Here is a 22220-nt window from a genome sequence, read left to right on the forward strand (position 1 = left end):
TAAAGGTGCAATTAATCAATTACTTACATTTATTTTGTTAAAAACGTATTTGTTATATTAACGATAGATTAACCAAAACAGCAATTATCTAGCTATTTTCACTACTTAAGAAAGTTTTACCGATAAGCCTGTAAATAATTACTCACTCCTATCATAGCGTTTATAGTGATTTTAACTTAAGTTGTTGATATATAATTATAATTAAAGTTGGCTTGAAGTTCGCATTAGTTAAAGTGTCTTTAATCAAAAGGAAAAAGATTATGAAAACATTTAACAAATCTATTATCGCAGCTTTAGTTCTTGGTACTACGGCTATGAGTGCCCAAGCAAACAGCTGGGAAAACGAAAGTAAAGATGCTTGGATTGATGGTAAGGCAGAAACAGTGCTTCTTATGAACACTAATCTAAACAACTTTGACATTAACACTGATGTAAAAAATGGTAAGGTAGTGCTTACTGGTAAAGTAAATAGCGAACTAGATAAAGAGCTCGCAGAAGAGCTCGTGCTTAGCTTAGATGGCGTAACTGATGTTGAAAACAGCTTAACAGTTGTTAAAAGCGCAAACGCAAAAAACGCTGACAAAAGCATGATGCACGACGATGATGATAACGACTTAACTGACGCTAAAATCACGACCGTTATTACAACTCGCTTCCTATTTGACTCAGAAGTTGGTGGTACAGATATCGACGTAGACACCGACAATGGTGTTGTTACCCTAAATGGTTCTGTTAAGTCAGAAGCCGAAAAGCAGCTAGCAGTTAAAATTGCTAAAAATGCCGAAGATGTTCAAGACGTAGTTGATAAACTTACTATTGTTGCTGAATAATATCGCATTAAAAAAGCCCAGCACCGCTGGGTTTTTTGCTTTTTAATACTTAATTTACTGGAGTTTCATTATGGATATCATTCGTATCATCTTGTCTGTTTTACTGCCGCCACTGGGTGTATTTTTACAAGTGGGTTTAGGTTTACACTTTTGGCTAAATATTTTATTAACACTGCTTGGTTATTTCCCAGGATTAATACACGCAATTTATATTATTGCGAAAAAGTAATCCCACGCGGCTTGTTGTGTAGTCAATTAATTAAAGTGAGCTTTACCTAGCTGTACTTTAATTAATTGACTCACATAGAACACTATATTTTTAACCTTTAGTATTACTACTTAAATACAATATTTATAATGAGTGAGTAACAAGCGATAAAAGCATTACCCACACACACAAAAATGCAAGCATACCCAAGCTGTATTTAATTGATGCCCTAAGAATATCGCCTTCACGACCCGTAAGCCCCACTGCACCTGCTGCAATTGCAATAGATTGTGGCGAAATGACTTTAGCGACAGCTCCTCCCGCAGTATTTGCAGCGACTAATAATGTTGGATCGACACCTATTTTAGTTGCGGTAATCGATTGAAGCTGGGCAAATAAAGTATTGTTGTTAACAACAGAGCCGGTAATAAACACGCCAAACCAGCCAATAATCGGAGATAAAAGCGGAAACGCGATCCCAACAGCGGCCAGAGCGTTACCAATAGAGGCTGTTCCTCCCGAAAGGTTAGCAATATTCGCTAACGCAAGAATCAAAGCAATAAGCACAATTGATTGCCAAAGATCGCAGACAGTCTTACTGAATGTTTTTAGTACATCAGTTAGGTGTAATTGCTTAGTCGTAACAAAAATGATGATGATAGCAACAAGAATAGCAGTGCCAGTGGCGTTAATTGGTGTAAAAGCCCATGTTGCAGTACTTGCTTGGGTAGCACCACTTGAGACAATAACACCGGTAATTCCTGGTAGTGAAAATTTTAAAACGAGGGAGGACAATACACCTCCCTCCAAAAAAAGCGCTTTGAAAGCAGGAATGCTCCATACAAAAATTGCTGCGGTTAGAATATAAAATGGGCTCCATGCTACGAGTATTTTTTTAAAACTCTCTTTTACAGGAGTTGGCGCTGGGCTGTTATTCTCGCGATAAATGTGTGAAGGTTTCCAAAAGCGACCTACAATAACAATCATTACCATAGCAAGGAGACCAGGAAGAATATCGGCAAGTTCAGGTCCAAGAAATATTAATAGAGAAGCTTGTGATACATTATATGTAACGCTCACGGCTAAGGTTATTGGCAGGGTTTCACGAAATCCACGCCATCCATCAAGAATCATCACCAAAATGAAAGGGGTTGCAAAAGAAACGAGTTGAAGTACTAATACCAAATCGAATGATAAATCAGCTAGGTTAACGCCCCCAACTTTTGCAGCAACGATAACAGGAATACCTATTGCGCCGTATGCGCCGGCAGCAACATTTGCCACTAAAGAAAGCATTGCTGCTTTAACGGGCTTAAACCCGAGTTGCACCAATAACGCAGCACAGATTGCAATTGGAACGCCAAACCCCGCAGCTCCTTCAAGAAATGCACCAAAACCAAAGCTAACAAGAAGTACTTGTATACGCTGATCAGCAGAAATACCTGCAATACTGTTTCGCACGGTATCAAAACGGCCACTTGCTACGGTCAAACGATAAAGTAGCACTGCCAACACTATTATGTAAGCAATAGGCCAAATTGCAGTAAGCACGCCTAAAAACCCAGCACCAGCAATACTTGCCACAGGCATACCAAAAGGCCACATAGCGATAATTACCTGTAAAATAAGTGCAATAATACCTGCTGTTATGCCCTTCATTTTGAAAGCCACTAGGCATAATAAAAAGACAAGGATAGGGAGTACGGCAATCAAAGCGGATAACCATAGCCCATTTAACGGATTAGTATCTTGATACCACATCATACTTAAAAACTCTTATAGTAGAATTAATTATACTTTGTTTAAAATATACTCTTATTCAGTATGTAAGTATCAAGATTTAGTAATAACTATGATATGGATCTTATTTTTTATGAATGTAATGTAGCGTTTTACTTAAAATAATAAAATTTCGACTTAAACGTTTATTTTTGACTACAATGAACGCCTATCTTTTATTTAGTCATCGCGTATAAAAATGCTCTAAGAGGTTTAATTGAATAGTCGTCTTATATTATCTGGCATCGTGTCATTTGTTTTTTATTTTGGTTGGGCTTATTGGGCAAATAGCGCAGATGATATTGCTCAGTCAGTTACGCTACAAGCTGCTCTGGTACAAGGCTCATACAGTGGTTTTGTGACCCTGTTTTTTACTTTTATTTTAGAGAAAGTCGTAAATAAGTATAAAACGAGTTATGTATCTTTAGCTTTTGTAAGCCCTATTATTTGTATGTTCCATTCTAAAACACCTCAAAATATAGCCATACGACAAAGTTTTAATAACGCGATTAATTTATCTGCTTCGTATTTAAACAATAAGAGGGTGGCAGGAACTTTATTTGCCCCAATCATTCCAATTTTTGTGCAGTCAATCTTGGTTATTACGGTTAATGTTATAAACCAAACACCTAATTTGGCACTTACTGTAGCCCCAAGTATTTTTTTTACAGCCCTGTACGCTTACACATATATGTTTGCTTTACTTAAAAAGTAACCACCAGAACACTAACTTTTATTTAAGTTAGGACTTTTTGAATAATCATTAAAGTAAAAAATATCTATATTTAATACATATACCCGCTAAAAAGATTACTATTTAAGCAGTTAGCTTATTGATTGTTAAAATAAAGGTTTTTGGTAGTGACAAGCACCTAAAAAGTTTTTATACTGCAGTCCGCTTTAGTCGCTCTGTGATTGAACGCTTCAAAAATTAACTGTTTTACAGTTATATAAAAGTTGGCCCCTTAGCTCAGTTGGTTAGAGCACACGACTCATAATCGTTAGGTCCCCAGTTCGAGTCTGGGAGGGGCCACCACTTTTACAAACTTCCCAAGTAAATATCAACCAAATACTTTATCTAGATTTAACAATTACTATTAATTTAAAATAGATAGCATGCTTTTTAAATTTAACTAAATTAGTTCAATATCAGATTTTGATTACATTTTTCTGCGACATATCATTTTATCTTTATCTTTAAAACTAATTGGTATTGATGAAAAGAGTGTAACTACAGGAAAGGTAGGTTTGCATATGACAATTTTGAAGAGCTTATTTGAAATTAAATTCTAGCTGGTAATGAACTTGTCACTAAAAATACTTACGAATATTGCTTTATAAAATTAAAGCGAGAAAAATTTAATAATGGGCAAACATAAAACCATTTATATCTTTAATCGCACCTCTTTGAAAGCTTCTATTTTATCAAATATTACTAAAAAACCCCTCTGGGATTTTTTAGTAATTAGAGTCAGTTTTTTGCTTAAGGACTAAAAGAGTTAATTAGTTTTTACGATATATCTCATGCTTAATGTCGTAAATATTAACGCTTAAGCTGTCTGAATCTCGGCAATAAGTTTTTAAACAATCGAGTAAGCTTTCACTCAGCATTTGTTTTTCTTCAATCGATCTTCCCTCTAAAATATGTACCGCAATATGTATAAATCCTGATTTTCCTGCACCAAGTTGATACTGCTGATAAACAATAGCGCGTGTTTTTATGGTTTCTAAATCAAATAAGTTGCTTTGGAACGCGGTGGTATGAATTTTCTCTACGAGTACCTGTGGTAATACAGGAAGATCTTCTGAGTGTTCAATAATAATATGCGGCATTTCGGCTTTCCTATTATAAGTTATTACTTGCGGTGCGAGCCTTATTATACCAAATACACTGATGCTCGCTAACCCCTGAACGGCTGAAAACCTTTACTCTAAAGTAATTTAGCCGTATTTATTTTTGATGTTAATATAAGTACATACATGTGAACCCAAACTTATTAACAGGTACTAAATTGTATTAACTTAAATAATGGGCTCAACATTTCACTTTTTAATAAGCTATTAAGGATGAGTATGAAATTACCACAAAAATTTAAACGTTTGGCTGTGCTTGCAAGTGCCGTTATTACGTTAAGTGCTTGCTCTGATGATGTAGCATCGGTAAGTTTAGGATTGTTTACTACCAAAGATGTAGTTGTTAATTCGCAGCAAGATCCAATCATCAAAGGCGTTACTTGCCACATTAGCCACATTGAGGCTGATTTAGATTTTTCAGATCCATCTGATATGTCTATTGCGTGTCGACAAACTGGGCCAATTACAGCAGAACAGTTACAAGAAATTGACCGAAGTAAGTCGGGCGAGGTGGTATTTAAATCGTCTAAAAGTATTTTATTTAAATCATTAAAAGTGCGCCGCATTTACGATGCCGAAAACCGTACATTATTGTACTTATCGTATTCAACTAAAGAGTCTAGTGGCAGCCACCATCATGCGTTATCTACTGTACCGCTGTATAACACTCAAGCGTGGGAATGGGCGCTTACACAAAAAAACTAAACTAGCACTAAAACTTATAAGAGCACCTTATGTTAGCTTTATTTAAATCGGCACCATTATTGGAAGATCAAGAACAGCAATGGCTTATTGATACGTTTATTTGGGCGGTAGAGAATTTTGATGCTGAGTACTTTACTAAGCAAACAAAAATAGTATTGCCGACAGCAGCGTTTTTTCCTGATTCGGTATCGAGTATTGAAGAAATGGCGACGAACGTTTTTACCCGCGTTACTAATTATGCAGGTATGAGCGCGTGGCCTATTCAGCTAGTTGCACCTCAGCAATTACAGCCTCAGGTTTTTCCGCACTTTGAATTTAGCAATGAAATACGTGGAGAAGGAAGCCACTTAATTGTGCCGCCTAGCCATACTATTAATATTTCTTTTAATCCTAATCAGATTAATCAGCCACAGGATTTAGTGGCAAGTTATGCAGGCACGCTTGCCACCATACTTATTCATCACGTTGGTGTGTTACCGCCAGGTGGTAAAGAGTATTTACCACAAGCTGCCGATGCGCTTGCCTGTTTTTTAGGGTTTGGTGTGATGATGAGCAACACGGTGTATCAGTTTAAGGGCGGTTGTGGTTCTTGTTACAACCCATACGCTAACCGTGAAGCTAAACTAAGTGAAACACACACCGTGTTTATGCATGCACTTATTAGTTACTTTAAAAACGATAAAGACTCTAAAAAGCATTTAAAACCGCATTTACGCAGCCAATTTAAAAAAGCACAAAAAGAAATTAAAGCACTGATAAGTAACTCGGCTAACCCGCTGTTACTAGCTTATTCGCCAAACTAGCAAGGACATGCGTGGAATACTTAGATGAATTTTTACTGATTGTTATTGCTCATTTTTTTGCAGTAGCAAGCCCTGGACCTGACTTTGCCGTAGTGCTTAAGCAAAGCGTGCAACAAGGTAGGCGTAACGCATTGTGGACAAGCGCAGGTGTTGGTGCTGCTATTTTACTACATGTTGCATATTGTGTTTTAGGTGTTGCGCTTATTTTAACGCAATCACCTAATTTATTTATGGCGCTTAAATATCTTGCAGGTGCTTATTTAGCTTACTTAGGCGTACAAGCACTTAGAGCAGCAAAACCTCCTACAAGTATTAAAGACAATAATGAAGGCAATATTGAAGGCAATATTGAAAACGATATTAAAAACAAAACCGTTCAAGAGGAACCCGTTTGGCTTGCTTTTAGGCGTGGCTTTTTAACAAATGCATTAAACCCAAAGGCAACGTTATTTTTTATGTCGTTATTTACACTCGTGATTAGCCCAACAACACCCACTAGTGTACAGGTAGGTTACGGCGTATACATGGCACTGGCTACTTGGGCGTGGTTTTCAATGCTGTCAATAATGCTTTCTAGAAATAGCGTAAGGGGTTTTTTCCAGCGACGTGGTTATTGGTTTGACCGTGGAATTGGCGTTATTTTAATTGCCCTTGCAGTACGTGTTGTTATTTAACTTATTTAAAAAGTACAGGAGATAAAATGCCGTTATATAATTTTTCGTTTGGTTCTAATATGTCATCTAACCGTTTGTTAGCGCGCTTACCTAATGTAAAGCGTGTAGGAACAGCGGTACTTAAAGGTTACGAGCTAACTTTTGATATGCTATTTAAAGATGGCTCAGGCAAATGCAGTATTTGCCCAAGCGATAAAGTGTGCGCGCTGGTTTACGGCGTTATTTATGAGCTTAATGAAGATGAAAAAGTTATTTTAGATAGTATTGAGGGCGTAGGTTACGACTGCGTAGATATAGCCCCAACGCTTTTAACGGGTGAGACTGTAACTGCACATTGTTATATAGCTAATACCCACGACAGCGATGTACTCCCATACGATTGGTACATAAAACACGTTCATCGCGGATCACTTGAAGCGGGCGTACCAAAAGAATACAGTGATGCGATATTAAATCGCGCACAAAAAAGCGATACCAATCAAGAGCGCGCAGCAATTGAATTTGCAGTTCATCAACAATAATAAAATAGGATTGATATGAAATTAACCAAACTTGCCGCAATTGCACTACTAGCTGGCACTACGTTTAGTAGCTGGGCACAGATAGATACAAATAAAATAGATGAAGTTATTAAAGCCTCAATGGCGCGTTTTGACGTACCCGGTATGGCAGTCGCCATTGTTGAAAACGATAAAGTAATATTTGCTAAAGGCTTTGGTGTAACTAATCTCGATACCAACAAAAAAGTAAACAAAGACACCTTGTTTGGTATTGCTTCAAACACGAAAGCGTTTACAACAGCAGCACTTGCCAAGTTGGTTGATGAAGGGAAATTAAGCTGGGATGATCGCGTAATTGATCATTTACCAGAGTTTAGATTATACGACTCATACGTAACACGCGAAATGCGTATTCGTGACTTATTAAGCCATCGCAGTGGGCTAGGGCTTGGGCAAGGCGATTTAATGATTTGGCCAAGTACCGACAAGTCAGTTGATGAAATTTTAGCGGGATTACAGTATTTAAAACCAGCGAGCAGTTTTCGTAGTAAATACGCTTATAACAACCTGATGTTTGTTACCGCTGGTGAAGTAGTTGCACGTGTGTCGGGTATGAGCTGGAACGATTATATCGAAAAAAATATATTACAACCGCTACACATGGACAACTCACGGGCAGGATTTTCACGTATTCCAAAAAGTAATAAAAATTGGGCTACAGGTCATATTCCTATGGATGGTACGCTTCATCCATTTTTTGTGAACTACCTAGAAGATTTTAGAGGCGCAGGTGCAATTGCTTCAAGTGTAAGCGATATGAGCCAATGGCTTCGTACGCAATTAGCAGGCGGTAAAATGCCAAGTGGCGAGCAGTTGTTTAGCGAAAAACAACAAGCGCAAATGTGGCACCCACATATTACGTCTATGGCGTCTAAAAGCGCGTTTGAGTCGTATCATCAACAGTTTAGAGGTTATGGATTAGGTTGGAGCATTGAAGACTACCACGGCTTTAAAAAGCTAGGTCACGGCGGTGGTATTTTAGGAATGGTATCGCAAGTTACTTTATTGCCTGAGAAAAAACTCGGTATTGTTATTTTATCTAATCAACAAGCTTTTGGTGCACTTTCGGCAGTAACCCACGAAGTACTTGAAGATGCACTTGAGCTTGAAGATAAAGACTGGGTAGAGGATTTAGCTAAAAGCCATTTTGAAGGCAAACAACACGCGTATGCTCATGCAAAACCAGAAGCACCCGCTGACTACCAACCACAATTACCAAATATTAACTATACCGGTACATTACGTGATGATTGGTATGGCGATGTAATTATTGAACAACTTGATAGTAAATTGCATATTGATTTTACGCATACCAAGCGCTTAAAAGGCACACTTGAGCACTACACTGGTAATACATTTATTGTTAAGTGGGATGAAAAGTTACTTGAAGCGGATGCATTTATTCGTTTTGAAATGAGCTCACAAAACCGTGTAAACAGCGCTAAAATGCGTGCAGTATCAACACAAGTTACCGACTTTAGCTTTGATTTTAGAAACCTACATTTAAAAGCAAAATAGCTAATAACATTAGTATTTAAAGTATCGATATTTAAAGTACCGATATTTAAAGTATCGATATAAACCAAAGTCGCAAAGCCACCCGTCGGTGGCTTTGTTATATTAAGCATTCAATTTACTTTGGTTAGGAGCACTTTATGCGTACAGCAGTTATTTCACATCCTCATTGCCGTAAGCATAAAATGATAGACGACCATCCTGAGTGCCCAGAGCGCTTAGATGCAATTACCGACAGATTATTAGCCAGCGGTGTAGATGTTGGTTTAACACACCTTCAAGCACCTAAAGCCGAGCGTGAGCATTATTTACTTGCTCACGATGAGGCTTTAGTTAAACACGTAGAAACTACACTACCAACCGAAGGACTCGCTAATTTAGACGGCGATACTTGGCTGTGCCCCGATTCGTTTAAAGCGATTGAACGCGCAGTGGGGGCAGGGTTGTTAGCTGTTGATGAAATACTTGCCGATAAACTCGATGCTGCTTTTTGCTCAGTACGCCCGCCAGGGCATCATGCGAATAAAGATTCATCATCTGGATTTTGTGTGTTTAATAATTTAGCTATTGCCGTTAAGTACGCACAAAGCAAAGGGGTTAAACGCATTGCGATTGCGGACTTTGATGTACACCACGGTAATGGCACACAAGACATTTTCATTGATGATGAAAACGTACTGCTTTGCTCGTTATTTCAGTATCCGTTTTACCCAAATACAGCGGTTAAAAATAATAGCCATGTCGTTAATTCTCCTTTGCCAATTGCCAGTAATGGCGACGACCTAAAAGACGTGTTTACTCAGCAATGGTTACCAAAATTAAAAGCGTTTAAGCCTGAGTTACTTTTTATAAGTGCAGGGTTTGATGCACACCTAGAAGACGATATGGCAAGCTTAAAATTTGTAGAGGATGACTATATTTGGCTTACCGAGCAACTATGTGGTGTTGCTAAAGAGGGCGGCTGCAAAGGGGTTATTTCGTATTTAGAAGGTGGCTATGCGCTATCAGCTTTGGGTAGAAGTGCTGTAGCGCATATAAAAGTGCTTACCGAGGTTTAATTGTGCTGCGCTTTATAGCTCAAGTAAGTTAAATGCTTGCTCAACGCTTAGGGTTGTTATTTTACTTAAACAACAATGCCCTTCATTTAATAAGTAACTTGTTACGAGTACTGCAAGTTGCTCTGCGCTTAACGGCTCTCGCGGTGCATTTTTTAAAGTGCAGTACTCACCACGTTTATTAAGTATAACTACATCAGTTAAGTCGCTTGGTGTAACACTGTGTAAGTGTTCTTCGCGCTCTTGTGGTGTGTGAGCTATTTCAAGTTCGTTATAAACAATAACGAGCTGTGGAAATTGATTAAGCATTTAATATAACTCCTTAGGCGCTTTAGCCTACCGTTATTTCGTAAGACGTAAATTTACGAATATTAATAACGCCTTTTTCAAAGATTAAGTACTGACCTTTAATACCTTGTAAAACACCACTTACAACAGGGTCTTTATCAAAGTTAAATGAGCTGATTTTTGTTGGGTATTCGGTTACTGGGAAATCTAAATCAATCACATCTTCATCAAGTTGTTCTATTGCTGTTGCGCCAAATAACTCACTTAGCTCGTTTAGCTTTTCACTAATTTGTGGGATCAGTTCGGCTGCAGCTGCTTTTAAGTCAATTGCTTCGTTTTGACCTTTTAACATATTGCGCCAATTAGTTTTGTCGGCAATAAACTCAGCCAATGCAACTTCCACTAAACCTGATTGCAGGCGAGTTTGCACTTTAAAAATAGGCAATGCTTGAGTCGCCCCCTGATCAACCCAACGAGTCGGTATTTGTGTATGGCGAGTAATACCCACTTTTAACCCTGAAGTATTAGCGAGGTACACATAATGTGGGATCATGCAGTTTTCTTCGCCCCACTGTGGCTCTCGGCACGTGCCTTGGTCGTAGTGACAGGTTTCTGGTTTCATAATACACATATCGCAACTAGCGAGCTTGCGCATGCATACAAAACAGTGACCTTGAGAATAACTTTTTTTGGTTTTTTTACCGCAGTTAGAACATAAAATGGTGCCGCTAAAGGTAAGCGTAAGCTCTTTACCTATAAATGCATTTAAGTCTACTAGGTGTTCACCTACAGGTAAGTGATATTGTACTGGTTCGGTTAAGCTCGATTTTAATTTACGCAGTGTGCCTTGCATCTTTACTTGGCCCCTAAAGATGTTAAAAAGAGGAGTCTAACATTTTTAAGCTATATTGGCTTTTTAAGAAGTGTAAATAGTCGGTGTAAGGCAGTGCTTTTGCGTATAAGTAACCTTGTGTTCTATCGGCATTCATATCTTTAAGTAACAGATGTATTTCTAGCGTTTCAACACCTTCAATTGTGATTGATAAATTAAGCTTATGCGCCATATCAATCGCTGTTTGTACAATAACTTGATGGGTATGATTATTAATTAAATCAAATACAAATGACTTATCTATTTTTAGCTCACTAAAGTGATAATTAACTAAATAACTAAGTGACGCGTAACCTGTTCCAAAGTCATCAAGAACAACTTTAATTCCAAGAGCAGTTAAGTTATCAACTAATTTAATAAGTGCTTCTTGGCTTTCTACAAAGGCTGACTCGGTAAGTTCAAATTTAAGTAAGTGTGCAGGGACTTGGTATTTAATTAAAATGTTTTCTACTTTTTCGGCTAAGTTATTAATAGTTAAATTTTTAGCACTCAAGTTTACGCTGATAGTATGATCAACGTAGCCACTTTTTGTAAATTCAACAATATCCTTACAAGCCTGTTCAATAACCCACAGGGTGAGTTCATTAATAATACCGGTGTGCTCAGCAAGGGTAATTAGTTCTTCAATAGGTAAATTGCTAAAAGTAGGGTTGGGCCAGCGTAACAATGCCTCAGCACCACTTACTTTGTTATCGAGTAAATTTATTTGAGGTTGGTAATAAAGCGCTAGTTGATTCATTTGTATTGCTTTTTGCAACTTGGCAGCTAGAGTCACATCCATCATTAAATTATTATCGCTTGAGGATGAACCTATTTGATTAGTGTTGCTCTTGGCATCTTTAAGCGCTAAGTAACCACGCTTTAACCAATACTCAAAGTCGTTACTTTTACCCGCAGAGCTAATGCCTATGCTGTAATTAAGCTGCAGGTTCAATCCTTTAATTTCATATTGCTTGGGCAAACTACTAATAATTTTTGTAAGCAGGCTTTCTAGTATTTCTTGGCTTTGTGTTTTAGTTGAGATAAAGGCAAATACGCCGCTGCTTAAGTCGGCTAAGCGTCGTCTAGTATTTAAATCAGTTTCGAGATTTGCAAATTCGCGTTCGTGACTTAATTCAAGTTCGAGCTCTTTTGCTATATATTTTGTAAGTGCGTAGCCTTGAGAGGGCGTAATTATAGTATTGAGCGAGTTAAAGTGACGTATTTTAATAAAACACAATGTTGTTGAACGGCTTTGGGCTTGCAGTGCCATAAATGCTTGCTTTAGCTTTGAGCTATTAAGTAATTTAGTTTGCTGTGTATGCGTAGCAAGGTAAAGCGCATATTCGCGTTGATAGCGTACTCTGTCTGCAAGTGCCATCGCCATTAATATAACCTCACACAATATAGCGGCTAAAAAGGCATTGCGCGTGGCAAAGCTATAAGGCAGAAAACCAGTCAATTCCATTGCTTGAATTGCTGCACCAAATATTAAAGGTATCCACGAGAAAACATAAAATTTAGCCCATCTAAAACCACTTCGTAATTTGTTATATATTAAAATAATACACGAAATATAAAGCAGTCCCATTACAAAAAAGAAGATAGGAGCGGCTACATTTTCGGGAATCAATAAGCTAATTACTGCCAATATAAACATAATAGACAGTAGTATAATGCTCATTTTATAACGCCAGCATTTGTCTTTATGGTAGCGCAAAAACATTGTACAAAACGCAAGGGTAAAAAAGGAGACAGCATGGTTACCAAAGACCACTTTTTCATTAAAATATAACTGCCACTCTAAAGGCCATAAATAAAAACCAAAGCCAAGGACTGATCCCATTAGGAGTATTGCGCTGATAATATAACCAATATAAATTAAATAAACGCGGTCTTTAATACCAAAATAGAGCACTAAATTGTAAAGCGCAGCCATAAGCATTACGCCAACAAATATTCCCCAAAGGCCTGCTTGCGAGCGTACTAAATCGATAAATTCTTTATTCCGATATAGGTTTACAGGGGTTTTACTAATACCAACAGTATCTACTTTAATTACCAAGCGTTGGGATGATTTACTATCAAGCGAAAAGCGAATATGTGGCACACTGTATTGAAACAACGTAGGCAAGTCTTCTTTATCGCCAAGCTTGAACGTATCAATTACTTTATTTTCTTTTGTTAAGAGATAAGCTGTTAGGTGATCGACCATGGGGTTGTCAAAGTGGGCGACTATGCTTTCTTTTTTTAAGCTTTTGTTTTCTAAATCAATAAACAACCAATAATTTTGCTGTGTAAAGCTCCATGATATTTTAGACAAGGAGTCATGTGTAAGCAGTTCTGGTTGGCGGAGAATATCATCTAATGTGAGTGTTTTACTTTCATCAAGATAGTAAGCATATTGAAGATATACTGGGGCTGTTTTATCGATTGTATATTTTGTGGGCACGATAAGGTTTGATGCCAATGTACTAATGATAAAAAATATGAATATTAGTATGGCAACAGCAATTGCATGATAACGTAAAGTTCTTAGTTCCAACGTTTGCGCACTTATAAAGCCCTTTTAAATAGTGTAGCACTATAAAAGCGCAGGTAAACTGCGCTTTTATAGTTAAATTAATTAATAAAACCAATAAGTTTCTATCAGTATATTAATTTATTGCTCGCGAGCAATGGCTCGATAAGCAATATCTGTACGGTATTCCATGCCATCCCAGCTTATTTGTTTAACAAGCTCATAGGCACGTTGTTGTGCTTCGGTGACTGTATTACCAAGCGCTGTTGCGCATAATACACGTCCGCCAGCAGTTACTACGTCTTCGCCACTTTGTTTAGTACCCGCATGAAAAACTTTTTCACCAGCAGGGTAGTCAACTTGTAAGCCCGATATAGCATCACCCTTAGGGTAATCGCCAGGATAGCCCTTAGCTGCGAGTACAACACCTACAGCTGCGCGAGAATCAAACTTAATCGTTGTTTTATCAAGTTCAACACGGTTAGCTGCTTCAATCAATTCAACTAAGTCTGATTGTAAGCGTAGCATCATTGGTTGAGTTTCAGGGTCGCCAAATCGGCAGTTGTATTCAATTACTTTAGGGGTACCTGTTTCGTCAATCATCAAACCTGCGTATAAAAATCCTGTGTACGGATGGCCTTCGCTTGCCATACCTTCTACCGTTGGGTAGATCACTTCATTCATAATTCGCTGGTGGATTTCATCAGTAACAACTGGCGCTGGTGAATATGCACCCATGCCGCCAGTATTAGGACCTGCATCGCCATTATATGCACGTTTATGATCTTGGCTTGTTGCAAAAGGTAATACGTTTTTGCCATCAACCATTACAATGAAAGACGCTTCTTCACCCTCTAAAAATTCTTCAATAACAACACGGCTTCCCGCATCGCCAAAAGCATTACCCGCAAGCATATCGCGAATAGCATCTTCGGCATCGGCTTCCGTCATTGCTACAATTACGCCTTTACCCGCAGCCAAACCATCTGCTTTTACAACAATTGGCGCGCCTTTTTCTTTTAAATAAGCAAGGGCTGGGTCAATTTGTTCAAACGTTTGATAATCGCCTGATGGAATATTGTGGCGTGCTAAAAAATCTTTAGTAAACGATTTTGAACCTTCAAGCTGGGCTGCGCCTGCCGTTGGGCCAAAAATAGCCATGTTATGTTCACGAAACTTATCAACAACACCCAGTACTAACGGTATTTCTGGACCTACAATAGTAAGCTCTACATTGTTTTGCTGTGCAAAACTAAGTAAACCATCTAAGTCGTCAACGTTTATTGCTACGTTTTCAAGTTTTGGTTCAAGTGCAGTACCTGCATTACCAGGGGCTACAAATACAGTATTTACTTTGGTGTTTTGAGCGGCTTTAAACGCAAGTGCGTGTTCGCGGCCGCCGCTGCCAATGACTAAAACATTCATGGCGAAAATTCCTATTTAAAGCGGTTTCTTAAATTTCAGCGTCATTCGGTCACTTTCACCAATGGCTTTATATTTGTCGGCATCTTGTTCGCCTAAACGTAAGCTTGGTGGTAGTGTCCATACACCTTTAGGGTGATCGGCTGTATCTTTTGGATTTGCATTTATTTCACTGCTTGCTACTAACTCAAACCCAGCTTGCTCAGCAAGGTCTACTACGTATCTCTGCTTCATATAACCTGATGTTTTTTGATCTTCATCAGCACGTTCTTCAGCTAAACGGTGTTCAACTAAACCTAATGTACCACCTGGTTTAAGGGCTTTATAAAAAGCTTGGAATGCACTTAATGCACCGCTTTTATCTTTGCCCATGTACCAGTTATGTACATTACGGAAAGTTAAAACCATATCGGCACTGTCAGCTGGCGCAATATCTAAATGTGTTACAGGTGCAAACTCAGTAATTTTAACGCTACTAAAGCGCTCATCTTCAGCTACTTTTTGTTTAAAGCCCGCAAGAGAGCGTTGGTAGTAGTCAACTGATGAATCAGCAGGAAAGTGCGCGGCATAATAAGTGCCTTGCTCTTTTAGTGCTGGCGCTAAAATTTCACTATACCAACCGCCGCCTGGCGCAATTTCAACAACTGTCATGGTTGGTTTAAAGCCAAAAAATGCAAGTGTTTGAGCCGGATGACGATATTCGTCACGAGCACTGCTTTTAGCACTACGTTCACTTGATTGAAGAGCATGCTCAAGGCTTGATTCGTGGTTATGGCTCAAAGCCATAGTCGATGTCATCGTTAGTGTGGCTACAAGTAGCGATTTTAGCGCAAATTTCATCGTTTGTTCCTTCACATTATAATTTTAAATAGGTTATTGAATAGTCAGAATACGTGAATTTATAGCAAACAAAAAGGGCTAAACTAACGTTTAACCCTTTGTGTGATTAGTGGCGGAAATGGCGCATACCAGTAAGTACCATTGCCATGCCAGCTTCATCAGCGGCTGCAATCACTTCTTCATCACGCATTGAGCCACCAGGCTGAATTACCGCAGTAATACCAGCGGCGGCTGCTGCGTCAATTCCATCACGAAATGGAAAGAATGCGTCAGATGCCATAACTGAACCTTTAACTTCAAGGTTTTCGTCTGCTGCTTTAATGCCTGCAATTTTAGCTGAGTATACGCGGCTCATTTGGCCTGCGCCTACACCAATGGTCATACCGTCACGGGCATAAACAATTGCGTTTGATTTAACAAACTTAGCTACTTTCCAGCAAAACAGTAAATCTTTAAGTTCTTGCTCTGTAGGTTGGCGCTTAGAAACAACTTTTAAATCGCCTTGCGTAACCATGCCTAAATCGCGGTCTTGAACTAAAATGCCGCCGTTAACGCGTTTAATATCTTGGCCAGCGGCTTTACCTGTCCACTGTCCACATTCTAATAAACGAACGTTCTTTTTAGCTTCAACAATTTTTGCAGCTTCGCTCGAAATACTTGGTGCGATAATTACTTCAACAAACTGACGGTCAACAATTGCTTGTGCAGTTGCGGCATCTAGCTCTCGGTTAAAGGCAATAATGCCACCAAATGCTGATGTAGGGTCTGTTTTAAAAGCGCGCTCGTATGCCTCAAGAATATTGCCCCCAATTGAAACACCACACGGGTTAGCGTGCTTTACAATTACGCACGCTGGTACGTCAAATTCTTTAACACACTCAAGTGCTGCGTCGGTATCTGCAATGTTATTAAACGAAAGTGCTTTACCTTGCAGTTGAGTTGCTGTGGCAACTGATGCTTCAGCAATGTCACTTTCAACATAAAAAGCAGCATCTTGATGAGAATTCTCACCGTAACGCATATCTTGCTTTTTAGTGAACTGCATATTAATAGTACGTGGGAATTTAGTTTCTACTGCAGCTTCTTCGGTGTAATCAGGAACCATTTTACCGAAGTAATTAGCAATCATGCCATCGTATGCGGCAGTGTGCTCGTAAGCAGCAATCGCTAAGTCAAAACGTGTTTTGTACGTTGTTGAGCCATTGTTGTTTTGCATTTCACTAATAACACGGTCGTAGTCGCTCGCGTTTACCACGATTGTTACATCTTTATGGTTTTTAGCGGCTGCACGAACCATTGTTGGTCCGCCAATATCAATGTTTTCGATAGCATCTTCAAGGCTGCAGTTTTCTTGAGCGACAGTATTCGCAAAGGGGTATAAGTTAACTACAACTATGTCGATAGCAGAAATGTTGTTATCTGCCATTACGTTTTCATCTTGTCCGCGACGGGCTAATATACCGCCGTGAATTTTTGGATGAAGTGTTTTTACACGACCATCCATGATTTCTGGATGACCTGTGTGATCAGACACTTCAGTCACTTTAATGCCATTATCAGCAAGAAGTTTACATGTGCCGCCTGTTGATAATATATCAACACCTTGCGCTTCTAGTGCGCGGGCAAATTCAACAATACCGGTTTTATCAGACACACTTAATAGTGCGCGACGAATGGGACGATGAGTATCCATTGTAGTTTGATTTCCTCAGTTAATGAGCTAGCTTAGAAGCGGGCATTTTAACTGATTACTACTCAAAAAACGACTTATAAAGGCTCAATAAGCGTGAGCATTTTGCAATTTAGTTAATAAACTGTAGGCATAAAAAAAGCACCCTAAGGTGCTTTTTTAATAATGGCTGCAATAAATTGCAGCCAGCATATTAATTCATGCCGTATTTTTTAAGCTTTTTACGTAAAGTACCACGGTTGATACCTAGTAAAATAGCTGCACGTGTTTGGTTACCACGTGTGTATGTCATTACTTCTTCAAGTAATGGCGCTTCTAGCTCAGAAAGAACAAGGTCGTAAACATCTTGCACATCTTGACCGTTAAGCTGTTTTAAATAGTGGTGAACAGCTTTTTTTACTGCATCACGCAATGGCTGCGGTTTCTCGTGTGACTGAACATGAGGGTTAGTGATAAATGGAGAAGTCACGTTTTGTTCGAACATCATTTAGTCTCTTTCTTTCTTAATTAGCTGCTAGTGTTTTAAAGTATTGCTCTAATGCGTCAACTTGTGCCTGTGGATTATCGAGCGCATTAAATACTCGCCTAAACTGACCATCACTGTCATGCGTTTGCAAATACCAAGATACATGTTTACGAGCAATTCGCGCTCCCATTGGCTCACCGTAAAACATATGAAGATTAGTTAAATGCTCCATTAAAATACTGCGCACCTCGCAAATAGCAGGTGGCTGTAAATGTTCCCCAGTTCGCAAATAGTGGTCTATCTCCCTAAATATCCAAGGGCGACCTTGGGCGGCTCGACCAATCATAATGGCATCTGCACCCGTATAGTCTAATACCTGTTTTGCTTTTTCTGGTGATGTAATATCACCATTAGCAACAACAGGAATCGACACTGAACGTTTTATATCCCTAATCGTAGCGTACTCAGCTTCACCTTTATACATACATGCGCGTGTACGCCCATGTACAGCAAGTGATGCAATGCCATAACGTTCAGCTATTCTCGCAATCTCTACACCATTACGGTTATCCGGATCCCATCCTGTACGGATTTTAAGTGTCACAGGTATATCAACGGCATTTACTACCGCATCAATAATCTCTTCCACAAGTTCAGGAAACTGTAATAAGGCAGAGCCTGCGAGTTTCTTGTTCACTTTTTTTGCTGGGCACCCCATATTGATATCTATGATTTGTGCACCGTTAGCAACATTGAATTGTGCGGCCTGCGCCATAAGCTCAGGATCTGCTCCTGCAATTTGCACCGCGCGTATACCCGATTCACCGCTGTGATCCATACGATTCATCGACTTTTCGGTCTTCCAAACCTTTGGATTTGACGATAGCATTTCAGACACAGCTAGCCCCGCACCTAAGCGGCGACAAAGTTGTCTAAATGGTCTGTCTGTAATGCCTGCCATTGGCGCGACAATTACATTATTCTCAAGTTGGTATTTACCGATACGCACTATATTCAATAGGCCTCTTTTCAAGGGGCGCTAAGTTTACGGTTTTTTTCACAAAAATCAAAGGCTATAAATTGAACAAAAGTGACTTTTTTTTGCTCTTTCCGTATTGACATTTGATAACCTCATGAGGAATCGCTTAATTTGTTTGAAAATTGAGCATGTTTTGTTTTTGCAACAAAATCAGTTTATTTTTTATTATGTAAAAAAATAGTAAAGCCTGTTAAATACAGGCTTTACATAAGAGTTTTGAGTTAATACTCTAAATTTGTATTGGAGGAGAGTTATGCTTTTTTAGTGCCACTTACACGTGTCCAATCACCCTCAACAGCAATATCATCTAGCGTAATAAAAGGCGCGTAAATATCAGCAACTGATTGAGCTTGTTCTTCTAAGATTCCAGACATAGCAATTTTGCCACCGGGCTTAAGTAAGCCTAAAATAACGCTATGTAATTCACGAAGTGGTTGCGCTAAAATATTAGCTACTACAATATCAGCACTAAACTCTGGTTGGTTTTCAGGAAGGTATACTTCTAGCTTATCAGCAACACCATTTCGGTTAGCATTATCTAAGCTTGCTTCTAGCGCTTGTGGGTCAATATCTATCCCAATCATACGCTCTGCACCTAACTTTATAGCTGCAATCCCTAAAATGCCTGAGCCACAACCAAAATCAACTACCGTTTTACCGTGCAAATCTTGTTGTTCTAACCACTTAAGACACAGTGCAGTTGTAGCATGTGTTCCAGTACCAAATGCAAGACCAGGGTCAAGTAATACATTTACCGCATCAGGGTCAGGAATATCACGCCAGCTAGGGCAAATCCACAGCTTTTCACCAAATTGAATAGGATGAAAGTTATCCATCCATTCGCGTTCCCAATCTTTGTCTTCTAATTGCTCAATTTTATACACTAATTCGTTTGTAAGTGACTCGTCAGCTTGTATTAGCGCAACGACGCTATCCATATCATGATTTGCATCAAATAAGCCTATAACAGTCGTATCAGCCCAAAACTGCACAGTGCCTATTTTAGGTTCGTAAATGGGAGTATCTTTGCCATCGATAAAGGTAACCGAAGCGCTGCCAGCTTCAACGAGTAAATCACTAATTAAATCGGCATTTTCAGCATTAGCATTAATACGAATTTGGATCCAAGCCATTATTATTTCCTTCAAATAGAAAAAAGGCCGCTATAGCGGCCTTTTTAGTTTATATAGTAGCGCTAAATTATTTAGCGTCTAAAAAGCTTTTCAGTAAATCTGAACGAGAAGGGTGGCGTAATTTACGCAGCGCTTTCGCTTCTATTTGACGAATACGCTCACGTGTTACGTCAAACTGTTTACCTACTTCTTCTAAGGTGTGGTCGGTATTCATATCAATACCAAAACGCATACGCAGTACTTTAGCTTCACGGGCTGTTAAGCCTGCAAGTACATCGTTAGTTGCGCCACGAAGAGACTCCATTGTTGCCGAATCGATTGGCGAATCAATAGTTGTATCTTCAATAAAGTCACCTAAGTGAGAATCTTCATCATCACCAATTGGTGTTTCCATTGAAATTGGCTCTTTAGCAATCTTAAGTACCTTACGGATTTTATCCTCAGGCATCATCATGCGTTCAGCTAATTCTTCTGGATTTGGCTCACGACCCATTTCTTGTAACATTTGACGAGAGATACGGTTAAGTTTATTAATCGTTTCAATCATATGTACCGGGATACGGATAGTTCTTGCTTGGTCAGCAATAGAGCGAGTGATTGCTTGGCGTATCCACCACGTAGCATAAGTAGAAAACTTATAACCACGGCGATATTCAAACTTATCAACCGCTTTCATCAGGCCAATGTTACCTTCTTGAATTAAATCCAAGAATTGTAAGCCACGGTTTGTGTATTTCTTCGCAATTGAGATTACAAGACGTAAGTTAGCTTCAACCATCTCTTTTTTCGCACGGCGCGCTTTCGCTTCACCAATGCTCATTCGACGGTTAATGTCTTTAATACGCTCAATGCTTAAACCTGTTGTTTGCTCAATAACAGATAATTTATTAACGCTGCGAATAATCTCTGGCTTAACTTCTTCAAGTTTAGCTGAGTATTTTTCGTTACCTGAAATTTCTAAATCGACCCACGAAGCATCAGTTTCGTTGTTAGCAAAATGCTTAACGAACGTTTTCTTCGGTAATTTAGCAATTTGAACAGCTTGCTTCATGATAAGGCGTTCTTGAATACGAACACGGTCCATCATTTCACGCATGTTATTAACCATGCGATCAAACTGTTTAGGTATTAATTTAAACGTTCTGAAAAGCTCACCAATTTCAAAAATGGCGGCTTGAGATTCAGGATGCGAACGACCTTTAGCTTCAAATGTATCACGTGCTTTATTATATAAATCACGTAAATTTTCGAAATGAATACGAGCTTCTTCAGGATCTGGTCCTGTGTCAATTTCTTCTTCATCTTCATCGTCGCTATCAGCATCGTCTTTATCGTCTTTATCATCATCAAGCTGTTTAGCACTTAATTCTGAACCAATATTAGTTGCTGAAATTGGCGCTGTATCTTCGTTAGGATCGATAAAACCAACGATAATGTCGCTTAAACGCATTTCTTCAGCTTCAAACTTGTCCCACTGCTCAAGTAGGTAAGTGATAGCTTCAGGATACTCGGCAACAGAAATCTGTACTTGGTTAATACCTTCTTCGATACGCTTAGCGATAACAATCTCGCCTTCACGGGTCAGAAGTTCAACAGTACCCATTTCACGCATATACATGCGTACCGGGTCCGTTGTACGGCCGATTTCTTTTTCTACAGTCGCAAGGGCTGCAGCGGCAGCTTCAGCTGCGTCTTCGTCTGTCGTTGTTTCTTGCATCATTAATTCATCAGCATCAGGCGCGTTTTCGCTAACCTTAATACCCATGTCATTAATCATGCTTATGATATCTTCTACTTGATCTGAGTCTATAATGTCTTGTGGAAGGTGATCATTTACTTCTGCAAAAGTTAAGTAGCCTTGCTCTTTACCTTTCTGAATCAGAAGTTTTAATTGTGACTGAGGAGTTGGATCCATAGAGATTGTTTCTTCCACTCTGATAAGTTGATACAACAGGCGCCATCATGTA

21 protein-coding genes and 1 tRNA gene are annotated in these 22220 nt (G+C 39.0%); 10 read left to right on the forward strand and 12 right to left on the reverse strand.

Going from position 1 to position 22220, the window contains the following annotated elements; all coding sequences use genetic code 11:
• The first annotated feature begins 260 nt into the window (after positions 1 to 260).
• Positions 261 to 830, forward strand: a complete 570-nt coding sequence (locus GQR56_RS00385; protein ID WP_166108793.1) for a BON domain-containing protein — start codon at positions 261 to 263, stop codon at positions 828 to 830.
• A gap of 70 nt (positions 831 to 900) precedes the next feature.
• Entirely contained in the window at positions 901 to 1059 is a 159-nt protein-coding gene (locus GQR56_RS00390) for a YqaE/Pmp3 family membrane protein (RefSeq protein WP_008166086.1), read from the forward strand.
• Between the two features lie 123 nt (positions 1060 to 1182).
• Here GQR56_RS00390 and GQR56_RS00395 read toward each other — a convergent pair whose 3' ends face one another.
• Positions 1183 to 2802, reverse strand: coding sequence for an L-lactate permease (locus GQR56_RS00395; protein WP_346775732.1), 1620 nt, complete (start codon positions 2800 to 2802; stop codon positions 1183 to 1185).
• A 232-nt stretch (positions 2803 to 3034) separates the two neighbouring features.
• On the opposite strand from GQR56_RS00395, the gene GQR56_RS00400 reads away from it, so the two are divergent.
• Positions 3035 to 3532: a hypothetical protein gene (locus tag GQR56_RS00400; RefSeq protein WP_024610489.1), complete on the forward strand. Its 498-nt coding sequence runs from the start codon at positions 3035 to 3037 to the stop codon at positions 3530 to 3532.
• Positions 3533 to 3776: 244 nt separating this feature from the next.
• Positions 3777 to 3853, forward strand: a tRNA-Ile gene (locus tag GQR56_RS00405).
• Between the two features lie 467 nt (positions 3854 to 4320).
• On the opposite strand, the gene GQR56_RS00410 is transcribed toward GQR56_RS00405, so the two are convergent.
• Positions 4321 to 4650 carry a 5-carboxymethyl-2-hydroxymuconate Delta-isomerase gene (locus tag GQR56_RS00410; RefSeq protein WP_024610490.1) on the reverse strand — a complete coding sequence of 110 codons (330 nt, stop codon included), beginning with the start codon at positions 4648 to 4650 and terminating at the stop codon, positions 4321 to 4323.
• A gap of 240 nt (positions 4651 to 4890) precedes the next feature.
• Here GQR56_RS00410 and GQR56_RS00415 point away from each other — a divergent pair, with 240 nt between their 5' ends.
• The 6 genes from GQR56_RS00415 (at position 4891) to GQR56_RS00440 (ending at position 9986) form a co-directional block, all read left to right on the forward strand.
• Positions 4891 to 5376 carry a CreA family protein gene (locus GQR56_RS00415; protein ID WP_166108794.1) on the forward strand — a complete coding sequence of 162 codons (486 nt, stop codon included), beginning with the start codon at positions 4891 to 4893 and terminating at the stop codon, positions 5374 to 5376.
• Positions 5377 to 5405: 29 nt separating this feature from the next.
• Complete coding sequence (locus GQR56_RS00420; RefSeq protein ID WP_166108795.1) at positions 5406 to 6179, forward strand: hypothetical protein; 774 nt, start codon at positions 5406 to 5408, stop codon at positions 6177 to 6179.
• Positions 6180 to 6190: 11 nt separating this feature from the next.
• A complete protein-coding gene (locus GQR56_RS00425) occupies positions 6191 to 6853 on the forward strand; it encodes a LysE family translocator (RefSeq protein WP_166108796.1) in 663 nt (220 codons plus the stop codon).
• Between the two features lie 26 nt (positions 6854 to 6879).
• Positions 6880 to 7374 carry a gamma-glutamylcyclotransferase family protein gene (locus GQR56_RS00430; RefSeq protein WP_166108797.1) on the forward strand — a complete coding sequence of 165 codons (495 nt, stop codon included), beginning with the start codon at positions 6880 to 6882 and terminating at the stop codon, positions 7372 to 7374.
• Between the two features lie 15 nt (positions 7375 to 7389).
• Positions 7390 to 8931 carry a serine hydrolase gene (locus GQR56_RS00435; RefSeq protein WP_166108798.1) on the forward strand — a complete coding sequence of 514 codons (1542 nt, stop codon included), beginning with the start codon at positions 7390 to 7392 and terminating at the stop codon, positions 8929 to 8931.
• 137 nt (positions 8932 to 9068) lie between these two features.
• Complete coding sequence (locus tag GQR56_RS00440) at positions 9069 to 9986, forward strand: histone deacetylase family protein (RefSeq protein ID WP_166108799.1); 918 nt, start codon at positions 9069 to 9071, stop codon at positions 9984 to 9986.
• A gap of 12 nt (positions 9987 to 9998) precedes the next feature.
• Here GQR56_RS00440 and GQR56_RS00445 read toward each other — a convergent pair whose 3' ends face one another.
• The 10 genes from GQR56_RS00445 to rpoD form a co-directional block, all read right to left on the reverse strand.
• Entirely contained in the window at positions 9999 to 10292 is a 294-nt protein-coding gene (locus GQR56_RS00445) for a DUF4144 family protein (protein ID WP_166108800.1), read from the reverse strand.
• 22 nt (positions 10293 to 10314) lie between these two features.
• Complete coding sequence (locus GQR56_RS00450; protein WP_166108801.1) at positions 10315 to 11124, reverse strand: DUF2797 domain-containing protein; 810 nt, start codon at positions 11122 to 11124, stop codon at positions 10315 to 10317.
• Between the two features lie 22 nt (positions 11125 to 11146).
• Positions 11147 to 13687 carry an EAL domain-containing protein gene (locus GQR56_RS00455; RefSeq protein ID WP_166108802.1) on the reverse strand — a complete coding sequence of 847 codons (2541 nt, stop codon included), beginning with the start codon at positions 13685 to 13687 and terminating at the stop codon, positions 11147 to 11149.
• Between the two features lie 117 nt (positions 13688 to 13804).
• Positions 13805 to 15088: a phosphoribosylamine--glycine ligase gene (gene purD, locus GQR56_RS00460; protein WP_166108803.1), complete on the reverse strand. Its 1284-nt coding sequence runs from the start codon at positions 15086 to 15088 to the stop codon at positions 13805 to 13807.
• A gap of 15 nt (positions 15089 to 15103) precedes the next feature.
• Entirely contained in the window at positions 15104 to 15925 is an 822-nt protein-coding gene (locus GQR56_RS00465; RefSeq protein ID WP_024610498.1) for a class I SAM-dependent methyltransferase, read from the reverse strand.
• Positions 15926 to 16031: 106 nt separating this feature from the next.
• A complete protein-coding gene (gene purH / locus GQR56_RS00470; RefSeq protein WP_166108804.1) occupies positions 16032 to 17618 on the reverse strand; it encodes a bifunctional phosphoribosylaminoimidazolecarboxamide formyltransferase/IMP cyclohydrolase in 1587 nt (528 codons plus the stop codon).
• 190 nt (positions 17619 to 17808) lie between these two features.
• A complete protein-coding gene (gene fis, locus GQR56_RS00475) occupies positions 17809 to 18099 on the reverse strand; it encodes a DNA-binding transcriptional regulator Fis (RefSeq protein WP_002957804.1) in 291 nt (96 codons plus the stop codon).
• 19 nt (positions 18100 to 18118) lie between these two features.
• Positions 18119 to 19090 (reverse strand): tRNA dihydrouridine synthase DusB, encoded by a 972-nt coding sequence (dusB, locus tag GQR56_RS00480; RefSeq protein ID WP_197111742.1) that lies wholly within the window; start codon positions 19088 to 19090, stop codon positions 18119 to 18121.
• Between the two features lie 281 nt (positions 19091 to 19371).
• Positions 19372 to 20253: a 50S ribosomal protein L11 methyltransferase gene (gene prmA, locus GQR56_RS00485; protein WP_166108806.1), complete on the reverse strand. Its 882-nt coding sequence runs from the start codon at positions 20251 to 20253 to the stop codon at positions 19372 to 19374.
• Between the two features lie 67 nt (positions 20254 to 20320).
• Positions 20321 to 22168: an RNA polymerase sigma factor RpoD gene (gene rpoD, locus GQR56_RS00490; RefSeq protein ID WP_166108807.1), complete on the reverse strand. Its 1848-nt coding sequence runs from the start codon at positions 22166 to 22168 to the stop codon at positions 20321 to 20323.
• Positions 22169 to 22220 lie beyond the last annotated feature (52 nt).

Source organism: Pseudoalteromonas sp. Z9A5, from assembly GCF_011378875.1.
Classification (GTDB): Bacteria; Pseudomonadota; Gammaproteobacteria; order Enterobacterales; family Alteromonadaceae; genus Pseudoalteromonas.

Bases quoted from the DNA above. Each gene is read 5' to 3' on its own strand.
- GQR56_RS00385 (WP_166108793.1), top strand. From the start codon at position 261: ATGAAAACATTTAACAAATCTATTATCGCAGCTTTAGTTCTTGGTACT.
- GQR56_RS00390 (WP_008166086.1), top strand. From the start codon at position 901: ATGGATATCATTCGTATCATCTTGTCTGTTTTACTGCCGCCACTGGGT.
- GQR56_RS00395 (WP_346775732.1), bottom strand. From the start codon at position 2,802: ATGATGTGGTATCAAGATACTAATCCGTTAAATGGGCTATGGTTATCC.
- GQR56_RS00410 (WP_024610490.1), bottom strand. From the start codon at position 4,650: ATGCCGCATATTATTATTGAACACTCAGAAGATCTTCCTGTATTACCA.
- GQR56_RS00415 (WP_166108794.1), top strand. From the start codon at position 4,891: ATGAAATTACCACAAAAATTTAAACGTTTGGCTGTGCTTGCAAGTGCC.
- GQR56_RS00420 (WP_166108795.1), top strand. From the start codon at position 5,406: ATGTTAGCTTTATTTAAATCGGCACCATTATTGGAAGATCAAGAACAG.
- GQR56_RS00430 (WP_166108797.1), top strand. From the start codon at position 6,880: ATGCCGTTATATAATTTTTCGTTTGGTTCTAATATGTCATCTAACCGT.
- GQR56_RS00435 (WP_166108798.1), top strand. From the start codon at position 7,390: ATGAAATTAACCAAACTTGCCGCAATTGCACTACTAGCTGGCACTACG.
- GQR56_RS00440 (WP_166108799.1), top strand. From the start codon at position 9,069: ATGCGTACAGCAGTTATTTCACATCCTCATTGCCGTAAGCATAAAATG.
- GQR56_RS00445 (WP_166108800.1), bottom strand. From the start codon at position 10,292: ATGCTTAATCAATTTCCACAGCTCGTTATTGTTTATAACGAACTTGAA.
- GQR56_RS00450 (WP_166108801.1), bottom strand. From the start codon at position 11,124: ATGCAAGGCACACTGCGTAAATTAAAATCGAGCTTAACCGAACCAGTA.
- purD (WP_166108803.1), bottom strand. From the start codon at position 15,088: ATGAATGTTTTAGTCATTGGCAGCGGCGGCCGCGAACACGCACTTGCG.
- GQR56_RS00465 (WP_024610498.1), bottom strand. From the start codon at position 15,925: ATGAAATTTGCGCTAAAATCGCTACTTGTAGCCACACTAACGATGACA.
- purH (WP_166108804.1), bottom strand. From the start codon at position 17,618: ATGGATACTCATCGTCCCATTCGTCGCGCACTATTAAGTGTGTCTGAT.
- fis (WP_002957804.1), bottom strand. From the start codon at position 18,099: ATGTTCGAACAAAACGTGACTTCTCCATTTATCACTAACCCTCATGTT.
- prmA (WP_166108806.1), bottom strand. From the start codon at position 20,253: ATGGCTTGGATCCAAATTCGTATTAATGCTAATGCTGAAAATGCCGAT.
- rpoD (WP_166108807.1), bottom strand. From the start codon at position 22,168: ATGGATCCAACTCCTCAGTCACAATTAAAACTTCTGATTCAGAAAGGT.